We start from the raw sequence: 19,833 nt of genomic DNA on the forward strand, positions 1-19,833 counted from the left end.
CGGCGGTTCGCGCGCGGCGGGTTCATCGCATATCGCTCCGCCGAGACCGTTACGGGGCGAACCGGGGCGGATCGACCGCCCCGCTGATCGCCGTGCGAGTCGACGCGCCACGGGTTGAGCGTGACGAGGACACCGGAACGCGCGCCACGCAGGCAGGAAGTGGGCCGTTGCCGGAGCTCGAGTGCCGTAAAAGTCTGCCGGTGTCGATACGCGATGAAATGGCGTTCCCGACCCGGGCCGTTACCCGTCCCCGGCCGCGCCGGGCGCGTGCGCGGTCGACGCCGCCGGTCACCACGCACTGCCCGGCGACTCAGCCGTGCGTGGCGACCTGGGCGAGGACGAGGAGCAGTCCGTTGAACGTCGCGTGGAGGGCGAGCGGGGCGGCAAGCGACCGCCGCCGGACGAAGATCGCCCCGAGGGCGAGGGCCACCGGCAGGCGGGTCACGAACGCCACCACCGCCCGGCCGGTCGCATCGCCGAAGTCGGTCCCGCCCACGGTGAGGACGTGGCCGATGGCGAAGAAGACCGCCGCCCGGAGGACAGCCGCTCGGACCGGCATGGAGCGGGCCCAGATCGTCGTCGAGAAGCCGCGGAAGAACAGCTCTTCGCCCAGGGGAGCGACGACGACGGCAGCCAGGACGTTGGCGGCGAGACCGCCGCCGCTGCCGGACGGCGGGAGCGGACTGTCCGGTGTCGGCAGGATCGGCGAGAGGAGCACCGCGAGGAGCGCGCTCGCGAGGAGGACGGGAACGGCGATCACGACACCCCAGGCGACGTCCTCCACGAGGGCGGGCAGCGGCCGTCCGCCGATCCCCATCGCCCGCCACGTGAGCGTCCCAGGGCCGACGACGAGGAGCCGGATGAGGGCGAGGTAGACGAGCGCCTGGACGGCGACCGAGAGGAGCGTCGCGACAGGTCCCGCGGTGTCCATGCCGAGCGCCACGAGGGGCACGCCGAGGATCGCGATGATGAGAAGCGAGAGCGGGATCGAGGCGGCGAAGACGAGGAACGGTGACGGCCCGACCGGCGACGATGGCGGTCCGTCCGGGGCGTGAGCCGCCCGCTCGATCGTCTGCGACCCCGCCCCGGCGACCAGCCCGAGCGAGAGGAGGGCGAGCCCGATGAGCGCGAGCGCGAAGGAGACGCCCTCGGCCACGCCGGACAGGAACGCCACGACGAGGAACCCGGCACCCATGAGGAAGGCGAGCCAGCCGACGAGGAAGAGCCCCGGTGCGGCGCGACCCTCGAGGGTGAACGTCCGCGCTCCGGGACGCGGCGGTCCCGGGAGATCGGGTCCGGTCAACGCTCCGGCAGCGGGTCGGACGAGGAGCGGGTCGGGTTCGCCGGGCGGATCGGGCGGGCTGGTCGGACGCGGGTCGACGGCGGGACCGCGAGCGGGTCCGGCGCGATCTCCGGCATCGCGCCCCGAGGGATCGAGCGGCCGACGCTCACGTCGGTCACGGCCGGGGCGAGCGCGGCCGGCGCCTCACGCCGCTCGAAGTCGCGTCCGCACCAAGCACAGAGCGACCAGTCCAGGCCGACGAGCCGGCTGCAGTTCGGACAGACGCGCTTGAGGCGGGTCCGACACGTGGGGCAGAGGATCCACTCGTCGTTGACGCGGCGGGCGCATGCGGGGCACGACGAGACGGACTCCACCTCCGCGAGGAGCGCCTCCTCGGCGAGCGTCCGCTCGAATACCTCGCCGATCTTCTCCTGCGGCCGGACGATCCGGTAGACGATGACCGCGGCGACGAAGGCGACCGGCGAGAAGACGATGATGAACGCCGCCGCCACGTACGGCAGCACCGGATTCTCGGTCCGCAGCTGCATGTCGCGGAACGCCCAGTACGACGCGGCGAGCCAGATGACGACGACGTAGACCGCGACGACCTGGGATGTCAGCTGGACGATCGGATTGCCGACGATCCCGCCGAAGAAGGATCCGACCTGCTGGATGAGTTGGTCCATGGGTCGGTTCGCGCGCCTCCATGGGTCGCCGATCCGGGAGTCGACGGGACGGCCCGGGGGGCGACGACGTGGGCCGCAGTGTAGCAGGGGCCCCGCCGCGGACCCGCCGGCTGGCGCGGACCCGGGTTTGGGCCGACGCGCCGTCCGTCCGGCCCGTCACACCGCGTCGCGGGCCGAGGGCCTCGTTCCGCCGGATCGGACGCGGGCCGTCCAGAGCGCGCTTCGCCACGCCGCGGCGATCGCGAGGATCGTCAGGCCCACCAGCCAGGCCGTGACGAGGAGGACGATCCACAGCCCGATGAGCGGCGGCGGCGCTGCCTTCGCGATGAGGTCGTGCACGGCGCCCCTCGCCGCCGCCGGTGCCCCGAGGGCGGGGACGAGGGCGACGAGCAGGCCGGCGAGCCCGACGACGACGACGACGGCGCTCGCCAGCGGGTCGCGGACCAGTCGCAGCACGGACCGTCCGAGCGCCCGGACCGTCGATGCATCCTCGACGAGGACGATGCGCAGGGCGACCCCGCCGATCGCCTCGACGGCGATCCAGGTGGCGACGACCGCGACGATCTGCGGGACGGATGCGCGGACGACGCGCTCGACGAGCGAGACGGCGATATCCGACGGTGTGAGCAGCTCGCGATAGACGGCCTCGCCGATGGACGGCGCCACGGCCACCACGACGAGCGCGAGCGGCAGGAGCGCGACGAGCCGCACGCCGACAAGCCGGCCGAAGCGGCGCGGTCGGTCGGCTGGAAGCGGCGGCTGGAGCGACGCCCGGACCAGCGTCGCCTCCATGATCGCCCCGAGCGCGACGCCGAGGAGGACGGCTCCGAGCGCCACCGCCGCGACCGCGCCGAGCGCGAGGATCGTCGAGCTCGTGGGGCCGGCCGCCGTGACCGCCGTGGGGCCGACGAGGTTCGCCAGGCCGACCGCCGAGGGGAACGGGATGAGCGGCAGGAGGACCACGCCGATCCCACCGCGAACGAGGAAGCCGGCGAGTGCGATGGGCCAGAGGCCCGGATCCTCGAGCGTCCGGCGGACGGCGGCGCGGACCGGCGCGGTCCAGCCCATCAGGGCGCGAGGCTCGCTCCGGACGATGGCGCTGCGGGGGATGAGGTTGGGGCGGCGGGTGACGAGGGAGCCGGAGATCCGCCCGTCAGGGTCGCGAGGCGCGCGAGCGCGTCCCGGACGAGGGCGATCTCCGATCCATACGTCGCGAAGTCTCCGGCCCGGAGGGCGGCCTGCGCTCGCTCGAAGTGGAGGTTCGCGTAGCCGACGAGTGCCTGGACATCCGCCGGCAGGGCCTGGCCGGTCCCTGGGCTCGCCGTGGGACCGGGGCTTGTTCCCGGACCCGGACTCGCGGTCGGGCCGCCGGATCCGCCGCCAGCCGCCCCGTTGCTGCCCGGGAATCCGCCGGCGAGGAGGAGCCGCAGCGCCTGGTCGAGCGTGTCGCCCCAGACGACGGTGGTCGACGTCGCGAGGACGACTTTCTGCAGCTGCGGGAAGGCCGCATTCGCCGATTGCAGGTAGATCGGCTGGAGATAGATGAGCGAGTCCTGGAGCGGGATGACGATGAGGTTGCCCTTGATGACCTTGCTCCCGGCCTGGTCCCACAGGCTCACCTGGGAGGAGATCGTCGGTTCCGCGTCGATCTTCGCCTCGATCTGGTTCGGGCCGAGGACGCTCGTGTCCTGGGGGAACTGGTAGACCAGGACCTGGCCCCGGTTCGACCCGTCGTTGCGAGCGGCGATCCAGGCGATCATGTTCGGTCGGGACTTGGGGACCATCGGCTGGAGGAGGAGGAATTCCGCCTTCGGCTGATCGGGCAGGCGCATGACGACGTAGTACGCCTCGGTCGGCAGGCTCTGCGAGCCGCCCGGGTTGGCGGGGACCGTCCACAGGTCGCTGTTCGAGTAGAACGCCGCCGTATCCGTCACGTGGTACTTCGCGAACTGGTTCGTCTCGACGTTGAACAGGTCCTCCGGGACGCGGAGGTGGGCCTGGAGATCAGCCGGCATGCTCGCCAGCGGGGTGAACAGTCCCGGGAAGATGCCCTCATAGGCCCGGATGATCGGGTCCGTGGGATCGGCGACGTAGAACGTCATGGACCCGTCGTAGGCGTTCATGACGATCTTCACGCTGTTCCGGATGTAGTTGAACGAATCGGCCGCGAGACCGCTCGTCGAGCCGAGGGTCGAACCGTCGAACGACTGGGCGTTCGGGAAGCGGTCGCTGATCGTGTACGCGTCCTGGACGTAGAACAGCTTTCCGCCCGAGATCACGAGGTACGGGTCCTGGTCGAAGCGAAGGAATGGCGCGATGAGGCCGAGCCGGTCGCTGAGCGAGCGGTGGAAGAGCAGCTGGCTGTCCGCGGTGATCTGGTCGCTGATGAGGAGGTTGACGTCCCCGAACCGGATGGCGAACAGCGCACGCGCGAGGGTCGTGTCGAGCCTGATTCCGGAGGTGCCGGTCCAGGGCGGCGCGGCGGTCCCGTCCGTCGCGCTCGTCGTGCTGCCGACCGGGTAGTCGAATGCCGCCTGCTTCGCGTCCACGATCACGTAGTCCGAGGGACGCTCACCGAAGTAGATCCGCGGCTGGGCGATCGCGGGCGCACCGCCGACCGAGACCGGCGGCAGATCCTTGATGATGAGGTCCGGCTGACCGGCCGGCGTCGCCTGGTTCACCGGGACCATCGCGACGCCCACGCCATGGGTGAACGTGATCCGCTGGTTCACCCACGAGTTTGCCTGCGGGTTCTTGTCCGGCGCCAGCTCCCGCGCCGAGAGCATCACCTGGCGTAGCTGGCCGTCGATCGTGTAGCGGTCCGTGTCGACGTCCGTGAAGGCGTAGTACTGCCGGATCGTCTGCAGCTGGCCAAGCGCGTCGCCGAGCGGCACCTTGTCCCACAGGCGCGCGTTCTGGAAGGTCGCTGATTCCGCCGTGACCTTCGCCTGGGTGAGCGGGGCGGCACCGTCGAACGGCGTCGGCGACCATGCGGACAGGCCGAACGCGAGTCGCGTCATCGCGATGTTGTTCGCGATGTATGGCTGCTCCTGGGCGTACTGGTTCGGCAGGACCGAGAACTGCTGGACGAGCGCCGGGTACACCGTCCCGAGCACGAACGAGGCGACGAGCCAGCTCGCCACGGCGAACCCGAGCGGCCAGACCCAGCGGGTGAAGGCGGCGCCCACAAGGAACGCTCCGGCGAGCGCGGCGATGACGGTGAGGACGTCGAAGGCGAGGAACTGGGCGTGCGCATCCGTGTAGCTCACGCCGGTCGCGACGCCGCGGTTCGAGTAGACGAGCTCGAGCTTGTCGAGCTGGTAGCCGACGGCGATGAGGATGAGCAGGAGGCCGCCGAGGACCGCGAGATGGACCCGCACGCGCGTCGTGAGCTGCAGGCCGGCTTCCACGAGACCGACCGCGTACCGCGCGCCGGCGAGGATGAGACTGCCGATCAGCAGCGTCGTCGCGACGGACTGCAGGAGCCGGATGAACGGCAGCTGGAAGAGGAAGAAGCCGATGTCGCGCCCGAAGACCGGGTCCGTCACCGGCGGAGCGCCGGCCGGTGCATACGGGACCTGGTGGGCCCAGAGCTGGATCGTCTCCCATCGGCCGGCCACGGTGCCGGCGATGCCGAGGGCGAAGAGGACGGCGATGACCACGAGCGCGATGCGGAGGATCGGCGTGAGCTCCGGCATCTCGTCTCCGTCGACGACCACGGGACGGGGCCCGCCGGGCCCTCGACCGCCACCGGCCCGCTGGTCGAACCGCTCGAACCGGGGATCGTCGCCGAGTCGACCGCCGAAGCGCCGGGCGTTCGCCACCCGCGCCTCCATGGAGCGTTCCTCCATCGTCCGCATCGCCTCGGCGAGACGGTCGAACAGCGAGCCGGCACCGCCGCGGCCGGTCGATCGCGGCACGCCTCGATCGGCAAGCCACAGCCCGCCGAGGAGGAGGACGAGGGCGACGACGAGGGTGCCGACGAAGAGGCCGAGCTGGGTGAGGACGCGGGTCCAGAAGACGCTCTCGAAGCCGACGCTCCGGAACCAGATCGCGTCCGTCCAGAACGTGACCGTCGTGCCGCCGAGTGCGAGGACGAGGAGGATCGCAACGACGAGGACCGCGAGGCCGATCCGCCGCCCTCCGCCGCGAGGGGATCTGCCGGCGCCGTCGTCCGGTCCGCCCGGCGGAGGCGATCCGCCGCCGCCCGTCGGGCGCCGCCCCCGAGGGCCTCGCAGGCCGCGCGGGCGGCGAGGCCGGTCGTCGATCGGCGTCGGGCGCGGTCCTGGTGGGACGTCGTCCCGCTCGTCAGGCGACGCGTCATCGAGTGCCTCGGCGGCCTCCGGCTCTGACGGCGGCGGCGCCGGGACCTCGTCCGACGCGTCCTCCACCGGGGCCTCGTCCGGTCCATGCGGCTCGCCGCTCGCCCGACGGTTCACCGATCCGCCGGCGGCCTGACCCGACGCCGCCGCCTGACGGCGTCGGAGTTCGTCCATGAACTCGTCGAACAGGTCACGCATGACGGTCCGCCGAGTCTACCCTGCGCGCCTCCGCTGCGCCGTGGGGCCGGGTCGAACGGCGGATCAGGGTCGCGCCAGGCCTTCGACGGAGCGGCGGAACCCGGCGAGGACAGCCTCCGCGAGCTCGTTCGGCCGCATCGCCGCGGCCCGGGCCGGTTCGGGCCGGATGGCCACGAGGACCGCGAGCGGCAGGTCCCACGGTCGCAGCGGATCGTCCGCCGCGCTGGCGGGGGCGAGTCGGAACTGGAGCCGGCCGGCCTCCTCGAGGACGAGGCCGGACAGCGATCCTGCAAGGCTGGGCCCCAGGCGCAGGGCCGGAGGATCCGGCGGTGGTCCCGCCGCGGGCGCCACGTCGCGGAACGAGACGATGCCGTCGCCGTCCGTCACCCAGCACATCGCCGTCCACCAGCCGCCCTCGATCTCGGTCGGGCGCCCCATGCCGGCCCGCAAGTCACGATCGCGGACGCGGATGACCTGCTCGCGGAGAAAGGATGGACCGGGGGATGGCAGTCGGGCTGGCACTCGAACGGAGTCTAGTCGTCGGACGGCGCGGGTCCCGGCGGTACGGTCGACGGTGGCGACGCGGTGGGCCGAGCGGACTCCTCGACGGCCGCCTCCGCGGCGAGCGCCGCAGCCTCCGCCGCAAGGCGCCCCCGGAAGGCCTCGAGCTCGAGCCGGACGATCTCCATCCGGACGTCGCCGCCCGGCGGGGCGAGCCGCTCGAGATCGGCCTCCGACGGGACCTCCGACTCGTCGCGGGTCTCGCCGGACAGGAAGCCGAGGATCCCCCCGCGCGACCTCCGGGCGCTTCGGGACTGGAGGACCGCCGCCGCATCGATGGTCGTCACGCCGGGGACCGAACTGTCTGCCGTCGAGACGAAGGAGGCGCCGCACGTCGGGCAGGTAGTCGTTCCTGCCGGAGCCTCCGTGGAGCACCACGGACATCGGATGGACCCGGGCGCAGGATCGGCGGTCGGACCGCTCGGAGCGTCGGACATGGCGGACACTGTACCGCCTGCGAAGCGGCCGCCGCACCCCTCGATGGTCCCGGGAGCGGTGCGACGGTGCACCGCGACCGCGGACGACCCGGTCCGTCACGCCGGGCCGGCGGTCACTCCCATTCGATGGTCGCCGGCGGCTTGCTGCTGATGTCGTACACGACGCGATTGACGCCCGGGACCTCGTTGACGATCCGGCTGCTGATCCGGCCGAGGACGTCGTACGGGAGCTTCGCCCAGTCAGCGGTCATGCCGTCCTCCGAGGTGACGGCCCGGATCGCGACGACATTCGCGTAGGTCCGCCCGTCACCCATGACCCCGACGCTGAGGACCGGGGTGAGGATCGCGAACGACTGCCAGACGCTGCGGTAGAGTCCGGCGGCCTTGATCTCGTCGATGACTATCCAGTCCGCGTCGCGCAGCGTGTCGAGGCGCTCGGCGGTCACTTCGCCGATGATCCGGATCGCCAGGCCGGGTCCCGGGAACGGCTGGCGCTGGACCATCGCGTCCGGCAGACCGAGCTCGATCCCCACCGCCCGGACCTCGTCCTTGAACAGGTAGCGGAGCGGCTCGATGAGCTGGAATCGGAGATCCGCCGGCAGCCCCCCGACGTTGTGGTGGGTCTTGATCTTCTGGGCGGCCTTCGTCTCGGGGGCGGTCGATTCGATGACGTCCGGGTAGAGCGTCCCCTGGGTGAGGAAATCGATCCGCCCGAGCCTCGTGGCCTCCTCCTCGAAGACGCGGATGAACTCGTCGCCGATGATCCGCCGCTTCTGCTCGGGGTCCTCGACGCCGGCGAGCCGGGCGAGGAAGCGACCGCGGGCGTCCACCATGACGAGGCGCATCCCGAGGTGCTCGGCGAACGTGGCCCGGAGGAGCTCGGACTCGCGCTTCCGCATGAGACCGTGATCGACGTAGATGCAGGTGAGCCGATCCCCCACGGCGCGATGGACGAGCGCCGCCGCGACAGCCGAGTCGACCCCGCCGGAGAGGGCGCAGATCACGAGCCCGTCCGATCCGGTGATACGGGCGTGAGCGTCCACGCGCGCCCGGATGTCCGCCACGGTCTGGTCGATGAAATTCGTCGGTGTCCAGCTCGGGGTCGCACCGGCGATGCCGACGATGAAGTTCCGGAGCACATCGCGCCCGCGCGGCGTGTGGACGACCTCGGGATGGAACTGGATGCCGTGGAGGCCGCGAGCGTCGTCGACGAGGCCGGCGTACGGTGTGGAGTCCGTCTGGGCGGTCGCCCGGAATCCCTCGGGCAGGCGGGTGATCGAGTCGCCGTGACTCATCCAGACGGGCTGCTCCCGATCGAGGCCGGCGAAGAGACCGTCGTCCTCCGTGACCGTCACGCTCGCCGGTCCGTATTCACGACGCGTCGCCGGCAGGACGTCGCCGCCGAGCTCATGGGCCATGAGCTGGGCGCCGTAGCAGATGCCGAGGACAGGGATCCGGCCGGTCCAGATCGCCGGATCCGGTTTCGGCGCGTCGGCGTCGTAGACGGAGTTCGGACCACCGGAGAGGACGATCGCCTTCGGCCGCCGCCGCAGGATCTCCGCCCAGGATGTGTCGTGCGGGAGGAGCTCCGAGTAGACATTGAGCTCCCGGATCCGGCGCGCGATGAGCTGGGCGAACTGACTGCCGAAGTCGAGGACGACGACGGTGTCCGGTTCGGCGGGCCGATCCGCGGACGATCGGGCGGGCGCCCCGGCGTCGAGCGCGACCTCGAGGTACGCCTCCACCTCCGCATCGTCGGGAGCGAGGACGCGGTGGCCGGCGTTGGCGGCCGTCCCGTGGACGGTCTTGCCGCGGTCCGATCGAGGGTCGGGGCTGGCCTCCCCGACCGGGTGGGCGGCTGTTGGTTCGGGATCTCGCCGCTGGGCCTTCGTGTCCTCTGCCGCCTCGGTCAATGCCCGCCTCCTCCGCCGCCGCCTGTCCGGCCAGTCTAGCGGACGGTCGTGGCACCGAGCTCCCGGCACACCGAGCTCCCGGCGTCAGGCCCGGTTGCGCATCGCCTCGGCGGCCATCACGAAATAGCCGTCGAGCTCCGCGGCGACATCCGCCGGCGGTGCGAGGGCGGCGATCGCGGCCCGCATGTGGACGAGCCATCCATCGCGCTCGGACGTGCCGATGGCGAACGGCGCGTGGCGCATCCGCAGGCGCGGGTGACCGCGCTCCTCGTCGTACGTGGTGGGTCCGCCCCAGTACTGGGTGAGGAAAAGGGTCAACCGGCGGCGGGCCTCGGGGAGGCCCTCGTCCGTCTCCGGATAGAGCGGCCGGATGAGGGGATCGCCGGCGACCCCATCGTAGAAGCGCCCGACGAGTGCCTCGAAGAACGGCATGCCGCCGGCCCGTTCGAACAGCGTCGTGCGTCCGGCGAGGCCATCCATGGACGAGGCGACGACGACGTCCGGGACCGGCCGGACTAACGGCCCCTTTGCCAGGACTTGCCCTCGGTCTGGACGGACGGCGCATACACCATTTCGACCTGCTGCATCTCGCGAATCGTGCGGGCCCCGAGCGCCGCCATCGACTGGCGAAGGGCACCGACGAGGTTCTCCGATCCGTCCGTCACGCCGGCCGGCCCGTACAGGATCCTCTCGAGCGGACCGACAGTCCCGACCCGGATCCGCGTCCCCCGCGGCAGGACCGGCGACGGGGCGGCCATCCCCCAGTTCACGCCGCCGCCGGGCGCCTCGGCCGCGCGGGCCAGTGGACTCCCGAGCATGACGACGTCCGCTCCGGCCGCGATCGCCTTGGCGATCTCGCCGCCCCGGCGCATCCCGCCGTCGGCGACGATCGGCACGTACCGACCGCTCGCCTCGTAGAACGCGTCACGGGCACCGGCCACGTCGCTGATCGCGGTCACCTGGGGGATCCCGATGCCGAGGACCTCGCGCGTCGTGCAGGCCGCGCCCGGGCCGACCCCGACGAAGACGGCCGCCGCACCCTGCTCCATCAGCTGGAATGCCGCCTCGGGGTTGGTCGTATTGCCGACGGCGACGGGGATCGGCATGAACCGGGTGAACTCGACGAGCGACAGCGGGTCATAGCCGGTCGCGAGGTGCCGGGCGCTCGAGACCTGGCTCTGGACGAGGAACAGGTCCGCGCCATGCTCGGCACAGAACGGACCGAAGCGGCGGGCGGCGGCGGGCGTCGCCGCAACGGCGACCTTCGAGCCGGCCGCGCGGATCTCCTCAATCCGGCGAGCGACGAGCTCATCGCGGATCGGCGCGGCGTACGCCTCGCCGAGCACGTCGTGGACCTCGACGTCCGGGGCGGCGGCGATCCGGGCGAGGATGGTGGCGGGTTCGTCGTAGCGGGTCTGGACGCCCTCGAGGTTCAGGATCGCGAGGCCGCCGAGGCGGGCAAGCTCCCCGGCGAGGCGGGCATCGACGACGGCGTCCATGGCGGCGGCAAGGATGGGGATCCGAAGGTCGATCCCGCAGAACGCCTGGCCGAGGTCGACGTCCGCCGGCTCGATGGTGTCCGTGCCGGGGGCGAGCGAGACGTCCTCGAAGCCATAGGTCCGCCGGATCGAATCGACCTTCGAGCGGAAGACCCGACGATTTGCAGCCGGACTCGCCGGACTCGCGGTCGTGGTGGCGGCGGCGGTCGTGGTCGTGGCAGCGGTCGCGGTCGCGGTCGCGGTCGTGGCAGCGGTCGCGGTCGCGGTCGCGGTCGTGCCTTCAGCGTGCGTCATCGATCGATCCGTGCCTCCGCCGTGTCGTCGTCAGTGCCGCCGCCCGCACCCGGTCGACGACCACAGTCTACCGCGCCCCCACCACCGCGCTCCCGGGATCCGGCCGCGGGATCGGACCGCCAGCGCGAGGCGCCGACCTCGCGAGGCTCCCACGCTGCGCCGATCCTGCCAGATGGTCACCAGGCGGGCGCTCGTCACGCCGATCCCGCCAGGTGGTCTCCACGCGGGCAGATGACACATAACGGATCCGCGGCGGTCGGCAGCCCACGCTCGATCCGGAACGTTGATCGTCGTGGGACCTCGCGCGCCCCGGACGAGTGCCTGCCTGGGGGTCGTTTGGCGGAAACGGCGCCCCGGCTCGACGGATTTGCCGGCGGCGCGATCCACCGTCAGGCGATCCGCCGTTGACCCTGGAGGTCGAGCTCGAACCAGGCGGCTCGATCCGGGTCGACGAGGTTGTCGGCGATCGCGCGGAGGGCGACGCGGTACCCGGGCCAGATGACGGTCGCGTGGGCGGCTTCGAGCGAGATCCAGCGAGCCGCGTCGTGTTCGTGCGAGAGGATCGGCTCGATGTCCGGGCGAACGCGCACCGCGAACACGGCAGCGCTGACGATCGCATCGGCCGGCGCCCAGTGGAACTGGTTCACGAGGTCGAGATCGTAGAACGCCTCGATCGCTGTCGGTCCGAAACCTGTCTCTTCGACGAGCTCGCGGAGAGCGCCCGCCGTCACCCGTTCCTCCGGCTCGAGCGTGCCCGAGACACCCTGCCACAGGCCGCCGAGGATCCGGCCGTGGGCGCGGCGGAGGAGGAGTATCTCGGGCGTGCCGTCCACCATCCTGTGGATCCACACGTCGACGAGGTCCGGCCGGAACGCCATCAGCCCGGGACCTTCGCGTCGACCGTGCCGAGCTGCGCGGCGAGCCCCTGGAGCTGCTCGAGGTGCATGAGGTCGTGGACGCCGGCGAAGAGCAGCCACTCGCCGCAGCGGAGCCGCCCGACGAGCGGATGTTCGAGCGGGCACGGATCCGTCTCGTGGCCGGCGATGGCACGAGCCGCCCGCTCCACGATCCGCTGGCTCGCTGCCAGCCGCCGGCGCAGCCCGTCCCGATCCGCCCCCGCCGGCCCCGGCACGCCCGGGACCACGACCGGCGCGTCCGCCGGCCAGCGCCCGGACGCGGCGAGGGAGCCCGCCATCGCCAACCCGGCCCGCGACTCCGCGTCGTGCCCGATCGCCTCGGCGACGTTCCAGCCCGCCTCGCCGCCGGGCATCGCGAACGCCTCGTCCGGCAGGCCGGACACGAGCGCGTCGAGCGCCCCGGCGACCGCCGCCAGCTGGTCGACGATCCTCTCGGCCGAACCCATGCCGGCCCGGCGACGGACCTCACGACGGACCGCAACGAACCGCCCGGCCTCGATCCCGCTGAACGCCGCGACGACGTCCGGGGCACCGGCTTCCAGATCGTCGAGCCACGTCATCGTCGCCGCTCGATCACCACCCCGTCCCTGCCGATACATCTCACGAAGAGCTGCTCGGGTCCAGGATCGACCGGTTCGCCGAGTTCCAGCGTGCCCCAGACGTCGTCCAGCGGGCTGTGCGCGGTCGTCTTGCGCACGATGGGAGACGGTGGCTTTCATACCTCGAGTGCAGGACCGGCGCTACAGCCGCTCGAACCGATCGACCGGGACGACGAAGACCGTCGCTCCGCCGACCTCGACTTCGAGCGGGTAGGGCATGAAGAACTCACCCGGCTCCATGATGGGCGGCATCGGGTTGACGACCTGGGTCCGGGCCTTGCAGTTCGCGGCGATGATCGACATGACCTCGTCCACGGCGGGCTCCTCGACGCCGAGGATGATCGTGGCGTTCGATTGCTTGAGGAAGCCGCCGGACGAATGGAGTCGCGTCGCGCGATATTCCCGCTTGAGGAGCGCCTCAACGAGCGCACCGGCGTCCTCGTTGTGGACGATCGCGACGACAAGCTTCACGCGGCGAGTATAGACATCGGTCGCGGGGGAACCACAGCCGCACCGAACCACCCGGAGGCGAGGTGTACGATGCCGTGCGATCCGTCTCCGCCGCCCGACAGGAGCCCCTGCAGTGTCCGCCGCCGACCGCTCCGCCGCGTCCACGCCGTTCGCCGTCCTCGCCCACGGCGCCGATCTCCTCGCTCACGGTCAGGATTCCGACGACAGCCTGGCCGCCCTGCTCGCCGCCGCACGTGAGGCGCTCGGCGGCCCGGTGATGAGCATGTTCGCCCAGGATCCGGACCGCGGCGGACTCCAGCTCGTGGCCGCCGTGGGCCTCGACGAGGCCTCCCTCGCAGCCCTCGTCAGCGCGGTCACCGATCCGAGCCATCCGATCAGTCGGGCGGCCGACGAGCGAGCAACCTCGTTCGACGTCCCGCCGGTCGGGTCCGGTGGCCCTGCGCTCCGGAGCCACCTGCCGTTGGCCGTCAGCCGCGACGGGATCGAAGTGACGCTCGGTGTCCTGGCCGTCGCCCACGACCGCCCGCTCGGCGCGGATGCCCGCGGACTCCTCCGCGCGGTCGCCGACCTTGCCGCGATCGCGATCGACCGGGCCCGCCTCGGCTCGCTCGCTGCCGAACGGTCCGAGTGGTTCGAACGGATGGCGCACACGGATCCGCTCACCGGCCTCGCGAACGGCCGCACGTTCGGGCGCGTCCTCGAGCTCGAGCTGGCTCGCGCCGGCCGTCAGGACAGCGAGGTCTCCGTCGCGATCTTCGACGTCGACGGGTTCGAGGCCATCAACGCCGAGCTCGGTCGGGAGGCCGGCGACGACGTCCTGCGGGCCGTCGCGGCGGTCCTCGCGGAGTCCGTCCGGCTCGTCGACACGGTGGCCCGCTACGGCGGCGACGAGTTCGTCGTGGTGGCACCCGGGTCGGCGGGCGTCACGGTCGCCCAGCGCGTCCTCGATGGGATCGCCCGGCTCGACCCGATCGCCGGTCGTACGGCGACCGTCTCCGCCGGCGTCGCCCGCTTCCCGGTCGACGGGACCACGTCGGAGGAACTCCTCGGGGCCGCCGAGGCGGCTGTGGGCCGGGCGCGGAACACCGGGCGCGGCACGCTCGCGACGGCGGCCGCCGCGTCGGGCTAGGAAGAGCTTCCGGCGACCCCGCTCGACACGATCGGGAGCGTCGGCGTCGTCGCCCCGGGCCCCGGCTCGAGCGTCAGCGCCACCGTCACCCCGGCCGCGCCCGGGCCGGCCCCGGTCAGCGATCCGGTCCCGTCCGGACCCACCGTGAACGATCCGATCGGGGTCGGGGCCGCAGAGCCCGCGATGACCCAGGCTTCGTAGACGTGGCCGCCGGTCGTCGGGGCGAGGCCGTGCATGACCACGTGCACGGAGCCGTCGGCTGCGATCGCGGCGAGGCCCGCACGACCGGGATTGTCCCTGCTCGACAGGACGGCGGTGTGACTGCCGGGCGCGGCGGCGGCGGCGAGCACCTGCCCGACGGCCTGCCGATATGCGGTGGCGCTGTCGAGCTGCGCGCGAAGGGCCACATTCCACGCTCCCAGCGCGACGATCGCGAGCACGGCGGCGATCCCGATCGCCCAGGCGAAGCGCGGTCGTCCGAGCCCTGCTCGTGCGGGAGCGATGGATGGCGGCGCGCTCCGCCGCTCAGCGAGATCGACCGCGGCAGCCGCCATGGATGACGGCGCGCTCCGCCGCTCAGCGAGATCGACCGCGGCAGCCGCCATGGATGACGGCGCGCTCCGCCGCTCAGCGAGATCGACCGCGGCAGCCGCCATGATCCGATCGCGGAGCGATGCGGGGGGCTCCACGAGCTCGATCGGCACATCGAGGGCCGGCACGACCGAGCCGAGCTCGGCGAACTCCTCATGCGCGTGCGGGCAGGTGGCCAGATGGCCGCGCACCGTCTGCTCCTCGTCTCGCTCGAGGGCGCCGAGCACGTAGGCGGGTGCCAAATCGCGGGCCTCGTCGCACGTCATGGGGCATCCCCCATTCGCGGCTCCTCGACGACGAGGACTCGACGCATGGCGAGGAGGCCGAGGCGCATCCGGCTCTTCACGGTCCCGAGCGGCGTGTCCGTGCGGGCCGCGATCTCCTGCTGCGTGAGGCCACCGAAGTAGGCGAGCTCGATCGCCTCGCGCTGGACCGCGCTCAGCGTCCCGAGGGCCGCCCGAACCGCCTCCCGATCAAGGTTCGCGGCGACGTCCGACCAGATGTCCGGCAGTGTGAGGCCGGGCGGCGGGATGTCCTCGCGATCCGGCAGCTCGATGGTGGGGCGCCGACGGCGGATCGCATCCACCGCGCGATGGTGGACGATCGACAGGAGCCAGGTCTTCACGCTGCCCCGACCCTCGACATACCGGGCGGCGTTTCGCCACGCGCCGAGGTACGCCTCCTGCACGACGTCTTCGGCGAGGGTGGCGTCGGCGGTGATGCGCAGGGCGATCGAGTAGGCCATCGTTCGGTATCGGTCGTACAACTCTTCGAGGGCACGGAGCTCACCGGCGGCCACCCGCTCGAGCACGGCTCGGTCCGCGTCGTCATCCGCGGACGGACGACGACCGGCGACCTGTCCACCAGGGTCCGTCACGTGGTGATGCGCAGACGGGGCCGCTCCGGTTCACCGGGCTGGCGCTCCCCGTCGGCAGCGGTGCGATCCCGATTCGCGACGGGCTCGGGGTTCGCGGCGAGCTCCTGGTTCGCGGCGAGCTCCGCGTTCGCGACGGGCTCGGGGGGCCGGGCCTCGATCGCGAGTTCCGGGAGTCGGGCAGCGACCATCGCGAGCACCCTCGCGAACACCAGGTCCGCGGATCCGGTCGCGTCGACCACGGCGATGCGACCGGGGTCGGCGGCCGCGATGGCACGGAACCCAGCCCCGACCCGACCATGGAACGCGGCATCGTAGGCGGCCTCGAAGCGGGTGATCTCGTCGCCGGCCTTGCGTGCCAGTCCGGCGGACACCGGCAGGTCGAGGAGGATCGTAAGGTCGGGTACAAGCCCGCCGGTGGCGAACCGTTCGAGCGCACGGAGCTCGTCGAGGGGAAGCCCCGCTCCGTATCCCTGGTAGGCGAGCGTGGAGTCCGCGAACCGGGCACTGATCACAAGGTCACCACGGGCGATGGCCGGTCGGACGACTTCGGCAACGAGCTGGGCGCGGGCCGCGTTGAAGAGGAGGGCGTCGGACCGTCCGTCCGATGACCGTGATCGTCGGTCGAGGAGGATCTCGCGAATGCGTTCGCCGGTGGTGGTCCCGCCGGGTTCCCGGGTGAGCGTGGCGGCGAAACCCGCCTCGCGGAGTGTGGCGTGGAGTCGCGCCGCCTGGGTCGTCTTGCCAGATCCGTCGGGTCCCTCGAACGTGATGAAGCGCCCGATCGAGGTCGCTCCACGCCGCATCGTCACAGCCTGAGTGTACCCGGCGTCGCGGCCCGCCTTGGCCGAAGCGGCACCAAGCGGCGCCGCATCCTGAGGTTGGCCGCCGGGTTGGTGCGCCGGGTTGGTGCGCCGGGTTGGTGCGCCGATCCCGATCCTGACAATCGACCATCAGGCGGGCGCTCGTCGCGGGTCACTCTGCCAGATGCCCGCGTGGTGGTCCGTTGGCAGCGACGGAACATGGAACGGTGGGCGACCACGTTCAGGACGGCGGGCCTCACCCGGGTGCGCCTGGGTTCCGGTGACCAATGGCCGCCTGAGGCACATCTGGCGGGATCGCCGTCCCCGGACCGGACGGGGTGCGGAGCGCCGCCCGCCATCGCCGTCTCCGGACGGGGTGCGGGTCACTGGCCCGTCGACCACAGACCGCGTCGGAGAGGTCTCCTCTGCTACCCTGACCGGCGATGCGCGAGCTCACGGACCGAGCGCTCGACACGGCCGCCCGGCGTGGGGCGACGTACGCCGACGTACGCATCGTCCGCCGGCTCGACGAGTCGATCTCGGTGAAGTCCGGTCGACTCGAAGGCGCCTCGTCCGGGGAAAGCGAAGGGTTCGGCGTTCGCGTCCTCGTCGACGGCGCGTGGGGCTTCGCGGCGTCGCATCGGCTCGAAACACCGGAGATCGACCGGGTCGCGGCAGAGGCGGTCCGCATCGCCCGGGCCTCGGCGACCGCCCTTCGCCGGGCCGTCGCCCTCGACGACCGACCAGCGGCCCACGGTACCTACGAGACGCCGGTGGCGGAGGACCCGTTCACCGTCCCGCTCGAGGCCAAGATCGGCGACCTCCTTGCGGCGGACGCGGCGATGAACCGGGTGAAGGGCCTCGCCTACACGGAGTCCATGTACGCCGCGCAGCGTGAATGGAAGACGTTCGCCGCTTCGGACGGCAGCTTCACCGAGCAGACGATCACGCACGTGGGATCGGCCGTCGAGGCGAATGCGGTCGACGGAGACGAGCACCAGCGGCGGAGTTATCCGGACAACGGCGGCGGTTGGCAGGCGGCGGGTTACGAGCACGTCCGCCGGCTCGACCTCCTCGGCAACGCCGAGGCCTATGCGGACGAGGCGGTCGCACTCCTCTCCGCACCGCAGTGCCCGCCCGGGCGGCGGACGATCGTCCTCGATCCCTCGCAGCTGTACATGCAGATCCATGAGTCGTGCGGCCATCCGACCGAGCTCGACCGGGTCTTCGGGACGGAGGCGAGCTACGCAGGGACGAGCTTCCTCACGACGGACAAGCTGGAGTCGGGCTTTCGCTACGGATCCGACCTCGTCACGATCGTCGCCGACGCAACGGCAGCGGGGGGCATGGGCACGTTCGGCTGGGACGACGAGGGCGTGGCGGCGCAGTCCGTGCCACTCATCCGCGAAGGGATCCTCGCCGGCTACCTCACGAGCCGCGAGACGGCGCCGCGGATCGGGCGGCGGTCTGGCGGCGCGATGCGGGCGGATGGATGGAACCGCATCCCGCTCATCCGGATGACGAACATCAACCTCCTGCCGGTCGCGGGGATGAGCCTCGACGACATCGTCGCCGACACGGATGACGGGCTCTACCTCGCCCAGTGCCGGAGCTGGTCGATCGACGACCGCCGCCTCAACTTCCAGTTCGCCACGGAGGTCGCCTACGAGATCAAGGGCGGCAGGAAGGGCCGGCTCCTCAAGAACCCGACGTACACCGGCATCACGTACGAGCTGTGGCGATCGTGCGACGCGGTGGGCGACGCGTCGAGCTACCGGATGCTCGGGACGCCCAACTGCGGCAAGGGTGAGCCGGGCCAGGCCGGCCACATCGGCCACGCGGTCTCCGGCGCCCGCTTCCGCAACGTCCAGGTCGGGGTCCTCGACTGATGGGCTCGACGCCTCCCGGGGAGTGGCTCGCCGTCGCCGAACGGGTGGTCGCCCTCGCGATGGCGGCCGGGGCGACGGAGGCGGAGGCGCTCGTGAGCGCGGACGATGCCCAGCTCACCCGATTCGCCAACAGCGAGATCCACCAGAACGTCGCAGAGACGAGCGTCGGCTGCAACCTCCGATTCGTCGTCGGAAAGCGGATCGGCGTCGCCTCGACCGGGCGACTCCACGATGACGGTCTGCGTCGCCTCGTCGAACGGGCCGGCGCGATCGCCCGGCACGTCGAGGAGCTCGAGGATTGGGCCGGGCTTCCGGAGCCGGCCGGACCGATCCTCGACCTTCCGGCGGCCTTCGCCACCGGTACCGCGTCATCCTCGCCGGAGGAACGCGCTGCCGGAGCGCGAGCGGTGATCGCCGCAGCCGACGCAGCGGGCGTGACCGCCTACGGGTCGTTCGCGACCACCACCGAGCGACTCGCGGTCGCCAACAGCAGGGACGTCCGCGCGGCGGGCGAACGGACATGGTCGCAGCTCATCACCGTCTCGATGGGACCGGACGGCGGTACCGGCTACGCGGAGTCGGCCGCGGTGGACGCGACCGCGATCGACGCGGCGGCCCTCGGCCGGGAGGCGGCCGCGAAGGCGCGAGCGACAGCGGCTGCCCGCCCGATCGAGCCGGGCGACTACCCGGTCGTCCTCGAGGAGTATGCGGTCGTCGATCTCCTCGACATGCTCGGCTACCTCGGCTTCAGCGCCCTCGCCGTCCAGGAGGAGCGGTCGTTCGTCGAGATCGGGAAGCGGGTCGGCTCGGACCTCGTCACGATCTGGGACGACGGGGCGGACCCGGCAGGCCTGCCGATGGCGTTCGACTACGAGGGTCTCGCGAAGCGAAGGGTCTCGCTCATCGATCATGGCGTATGCCGCGGCCTGGTCTACGACGCGCAGACCGCGGCGCGGGCGGGAGTCCACTCGACCGGCCACGGCCTGCCGGCCCCGAACCCCTACGGACCGTTCCCCCTCAACATGCTCATGGCGCCCGGGACGACGCCTCGAGACGAGCTCATCGGCGGCCTGGACCGGGGCCTCCTCGTCACGCGCTTCCACTACACGAACCCCGTCCATCCGAAGCTCGCGATCGTCACCGGGATGACCCGCGACGGGACCTTCCTCGTCGAGGGCGGCCGGATCGTCGCTCCCGTCCGCAACCTCCGGTTCACGCAGAGCTACCTCGAGGCGATCGCCGGCGTCTCGGCCGTCGCGAGCGAGCGGCGGACACTCAAGGGGTTCCTCGGCGGGGTGGTCGTGCCGGCTGTCCGGATCGACGCGTTCACGTTCACCGGCGCGACCGAGCACTGAGGGCGACGGTGCC

The 19,833-nt window shown here is 72.0% G+C and carries 19 protein-coding genes; 3 read left to right on the plus strand and 16 right to left on the minus strand.

What is annotated here, in order from left to right; genetic code table 11:
- Positions 1–310: 310 nt before the first annotated feature.
- The 13 genes from IVW53_04915 to IVW53_04975 all read right to left on the minus strand — a co-directional run bounded on the left by IVW53_04915 (position 311) and on the right by IVW53_04975 (position 13,179).
- The gene (locus IVW53_04915; GenBank protein MBF6604906.1) at positions 311–1,303 is read right to left on the minus strand and encodes a CPBP family intramembrane metalloprotease; all 993 of its coding nucleotides are present in this window, start codon (positions 1,301–1,303) and stop codon (positions 311–313) included.
- Positions 1,300–1,968, minus strand: coding sequence for a zinc ribbon domain-containing protein (locus IVW53_04920; protein ID MBF6604907.1), 669 nt, complete (start codon positions 1,966–1,968; stop codon positions 1,300–1,302). The genes IVW53_04915 and IVW53_04920 overlap by 4 nt, the downstream gene beginning before the upstream one ends.
- 156 nt (positions 1,969–2,124) lie before the next feature.
- Positions 2,125–3,036, minus strand: coding sequence for a hypothetical protein (locus IVW53_04925; protein ID MBF6604908.1), 912 nt, complete (start codon positions 3,034–3,036; stop codon positions 2,125–2,127).
- Entirely contained in the window at positions 3,036–6,488 is a 3,453-nt protein-coding gene (locus IVW53_04930; protein ID MBF6604909.1) for a UPF0182 family protein, read from the minus strand. Before IVW53_04930 ends, IVW53_04925 begins: the two co-directional genes overlap by 1 nt.
- 63 nt (positions 6,489–6,551) lie before the next feature.
- Entirely contained in the window at positions 6,552–7,010 is a 459-nt protein-coding gene (locus IVW53_04935) for a hypothetical protein (protein MBF6604910.1), read from the minus strand.
- A gap of 11 nt (positions 7,011–7,021) precedes the next feature.
- Entirely contained in the window at positions 7,022–7,336 is a 315-nt protein-coding gene (locus tag IVW53_04940) for a hypothetical protein (protein ID MBF6604911.1), read from the minus strand.
- A 263-nt stretch (positions 7,337–7,599) separates the two neighbouring features.
- Positions 7,600–9,231, minus strand: a complete 1,632-nt coding sequence (gene guaA / locus IVW53_04945) for a glutamine-hydrolyzing GMP synthase (protein MBF6604912.1) — start codon at positions 9,229–9,231, stop codon at positions 7,600–7,602.
- A gap of 252 nt (positions 9,232–9,483) precedes the next feature.
- The gene (locus IVW53_04950; GenBank protein ID MBF6604913.1) at positions 9,484–9,879 is read right to left on the minus strand and encodes a globin; all 396 of its coding nucleotides are present in this window, start codon (positions 9,877–9,879) and stop codon (positions 9,484–9,486) included.
- Positions 9,880–9,914: 35 nt separating this feature from the next.
- Complete coding sequence (locus IVW53_04955) at positions 9,915–11,192, minus strand: GuaB3 family IMP dehydrogenase-related protein (GenBank protein ID MBF6604914.1); 1,278 nt, start codon at positions 11,190–11,192, stop codon at positions 9,915–9,917.
- Between the two features lie 389 nt (positions 11,193–11,581).
- The gene (locus IVW53_04960) at positions 11,582–12,070 is read right to left on the minus strand and encodes an NUDIX domain-containing protein (GenBank protein ID MBF6604915.1); all 489 of its coding nucleotides are present in this window, start codon (positions 12,068–12,070) and stop codon (positions 11,582–11,584) included.
- Complete coding sequence (locus IVW53_04965) at positions 12,070–12,669, minus strand: DinB family protein (GenBank protein MBF6604916.1); 600 nt, start codon at positions 12,667–12,669, stop codon at positions 12,070–12,072. The genes IVW53_04960 and IVW53_04965 overlap by 1 nt, the downstream gene beginning before the upstream one ends.
- Complete coding sequence (locus IVW53_04970) at positions 12,666–12,806, minus strand: hypothetical protein (GenBank protein MBF6604917.1); 141 nt, start codon at positions 12,804–12,806, stop codon at positions 12,666–12,668. Before IVW53_04970 ends, IVW53_04965 begins: the two co-directional genes overlap by 4 nt.
- Before the next feature lie 43 nt (positions 12,807–12,849).
- Positions 12,850–13,179, minus strand: a complete 330-nt coding sequence (locus tag IVW53_04975; GenBank protein MBF6604918.1) for a cyclic-di-AMP receptor — start codon at positions 13,177–13,179, stop codon at positions 12,850–12,852.
- 112 nt (positions 13,180–13,291) lie between these two features.
- Here IVW53_04975 and IVW53_04980 point away from each other — a divergent pair, with 112 nt between their 5' ends.
- Positions 13,292–14,308 (plus strand): GGDEF domain-containing protein, encoded by a 1,017-nt coding sequence (locus IVW53_04980; protein MBF6604919.1) that lies wholly within the window; start codon positions 13,292–13,294, stop codon positions 14,306–14,308.
- Here the strand turns inward: IVW53_04980 and IVW53_04985 are convergent.
- The 3 genes from IVW53_04985 to tmk form a co-directional block, all read right to left on the minus strand.
- Positions 14,305–15,165: an anti-sigma factor gene (locus tag IVW53_04985; protein ID MBF6604920.1), complete on the minus strand. Its 861-nt coding sequence runs from the start codon at positions 15,163–15,165 to the stop codon at positions 14,305–14,307. The genes IVW53_04980 and IVW53_04985 overlap by 4 nt on opposite strands.
- The gene (locus IVW53_04990; GenBank protein ID MBF6604921.1) at positions 15,162–15,644 is read right to left on the minus strand and encodes a sigma-70 family RNA polymerase sigma factor; all 483 of its coding nucleotides are present in this window, start codon (positions 15,642–15,644) and stop codon (positions 15,162–15,164) included. The genes IVW53_04985 and IVW53_04990 overlap by 4 nt, the downstream gene beginning before the upstream one ends.
- A 128-nt stretch (positions 15,645–15,772) precedes the next feature.
- Entirely contained in the window at positions 15,773–16,579 is an 807-nt protein-coding gene (gene tmk, locus IVW53_04995) for a dTMP kinase (GenBank protein MBF6604922.1), read from the minus strand.
- Between the two features lie 440 nt (positions 16,580–17,019).
- Between tmk and IVW53_05000 the strand changes: the two genes are divergently transcribed.
- Together IVW53_05000 and IVW53_05005 are read left to right on the plus strand one after the other, a co-directional pair.
- On the plus strand, positions 17,020–18,465 hold the full coding sequence (locus IVW53_05000; protein ID MBF6604923.1) for a TldD/PmbA family protein: 1,446 nt from the start codon (positions 17,020–17,022) through the stop codon (positions 18,463–18,465).
- Entirely contained in the window at positions 18,465–19,820 is a 1,356-nt protein-coding gene (locus tag IVW53_05005) for a TldD/PmbA family protein (GenBank protein ID MBF6604924.1), read from the plus strand. The genes IVW53_05000 and IVW53_05005 overlap by 1 nt, the downstream gene beginning before the upstream one ends.
- The last annotated feature ends 13 nt before the right edge of the window (positions 19,821–19,833 follow it).

Source organism: Chloroflexota bacterium, from assembly GCA_015478725.1.
GTDB lineage: Bacteria > Chloroflexota > Limnocylindria > Limnocylindrales > CSP1-4 > C-114.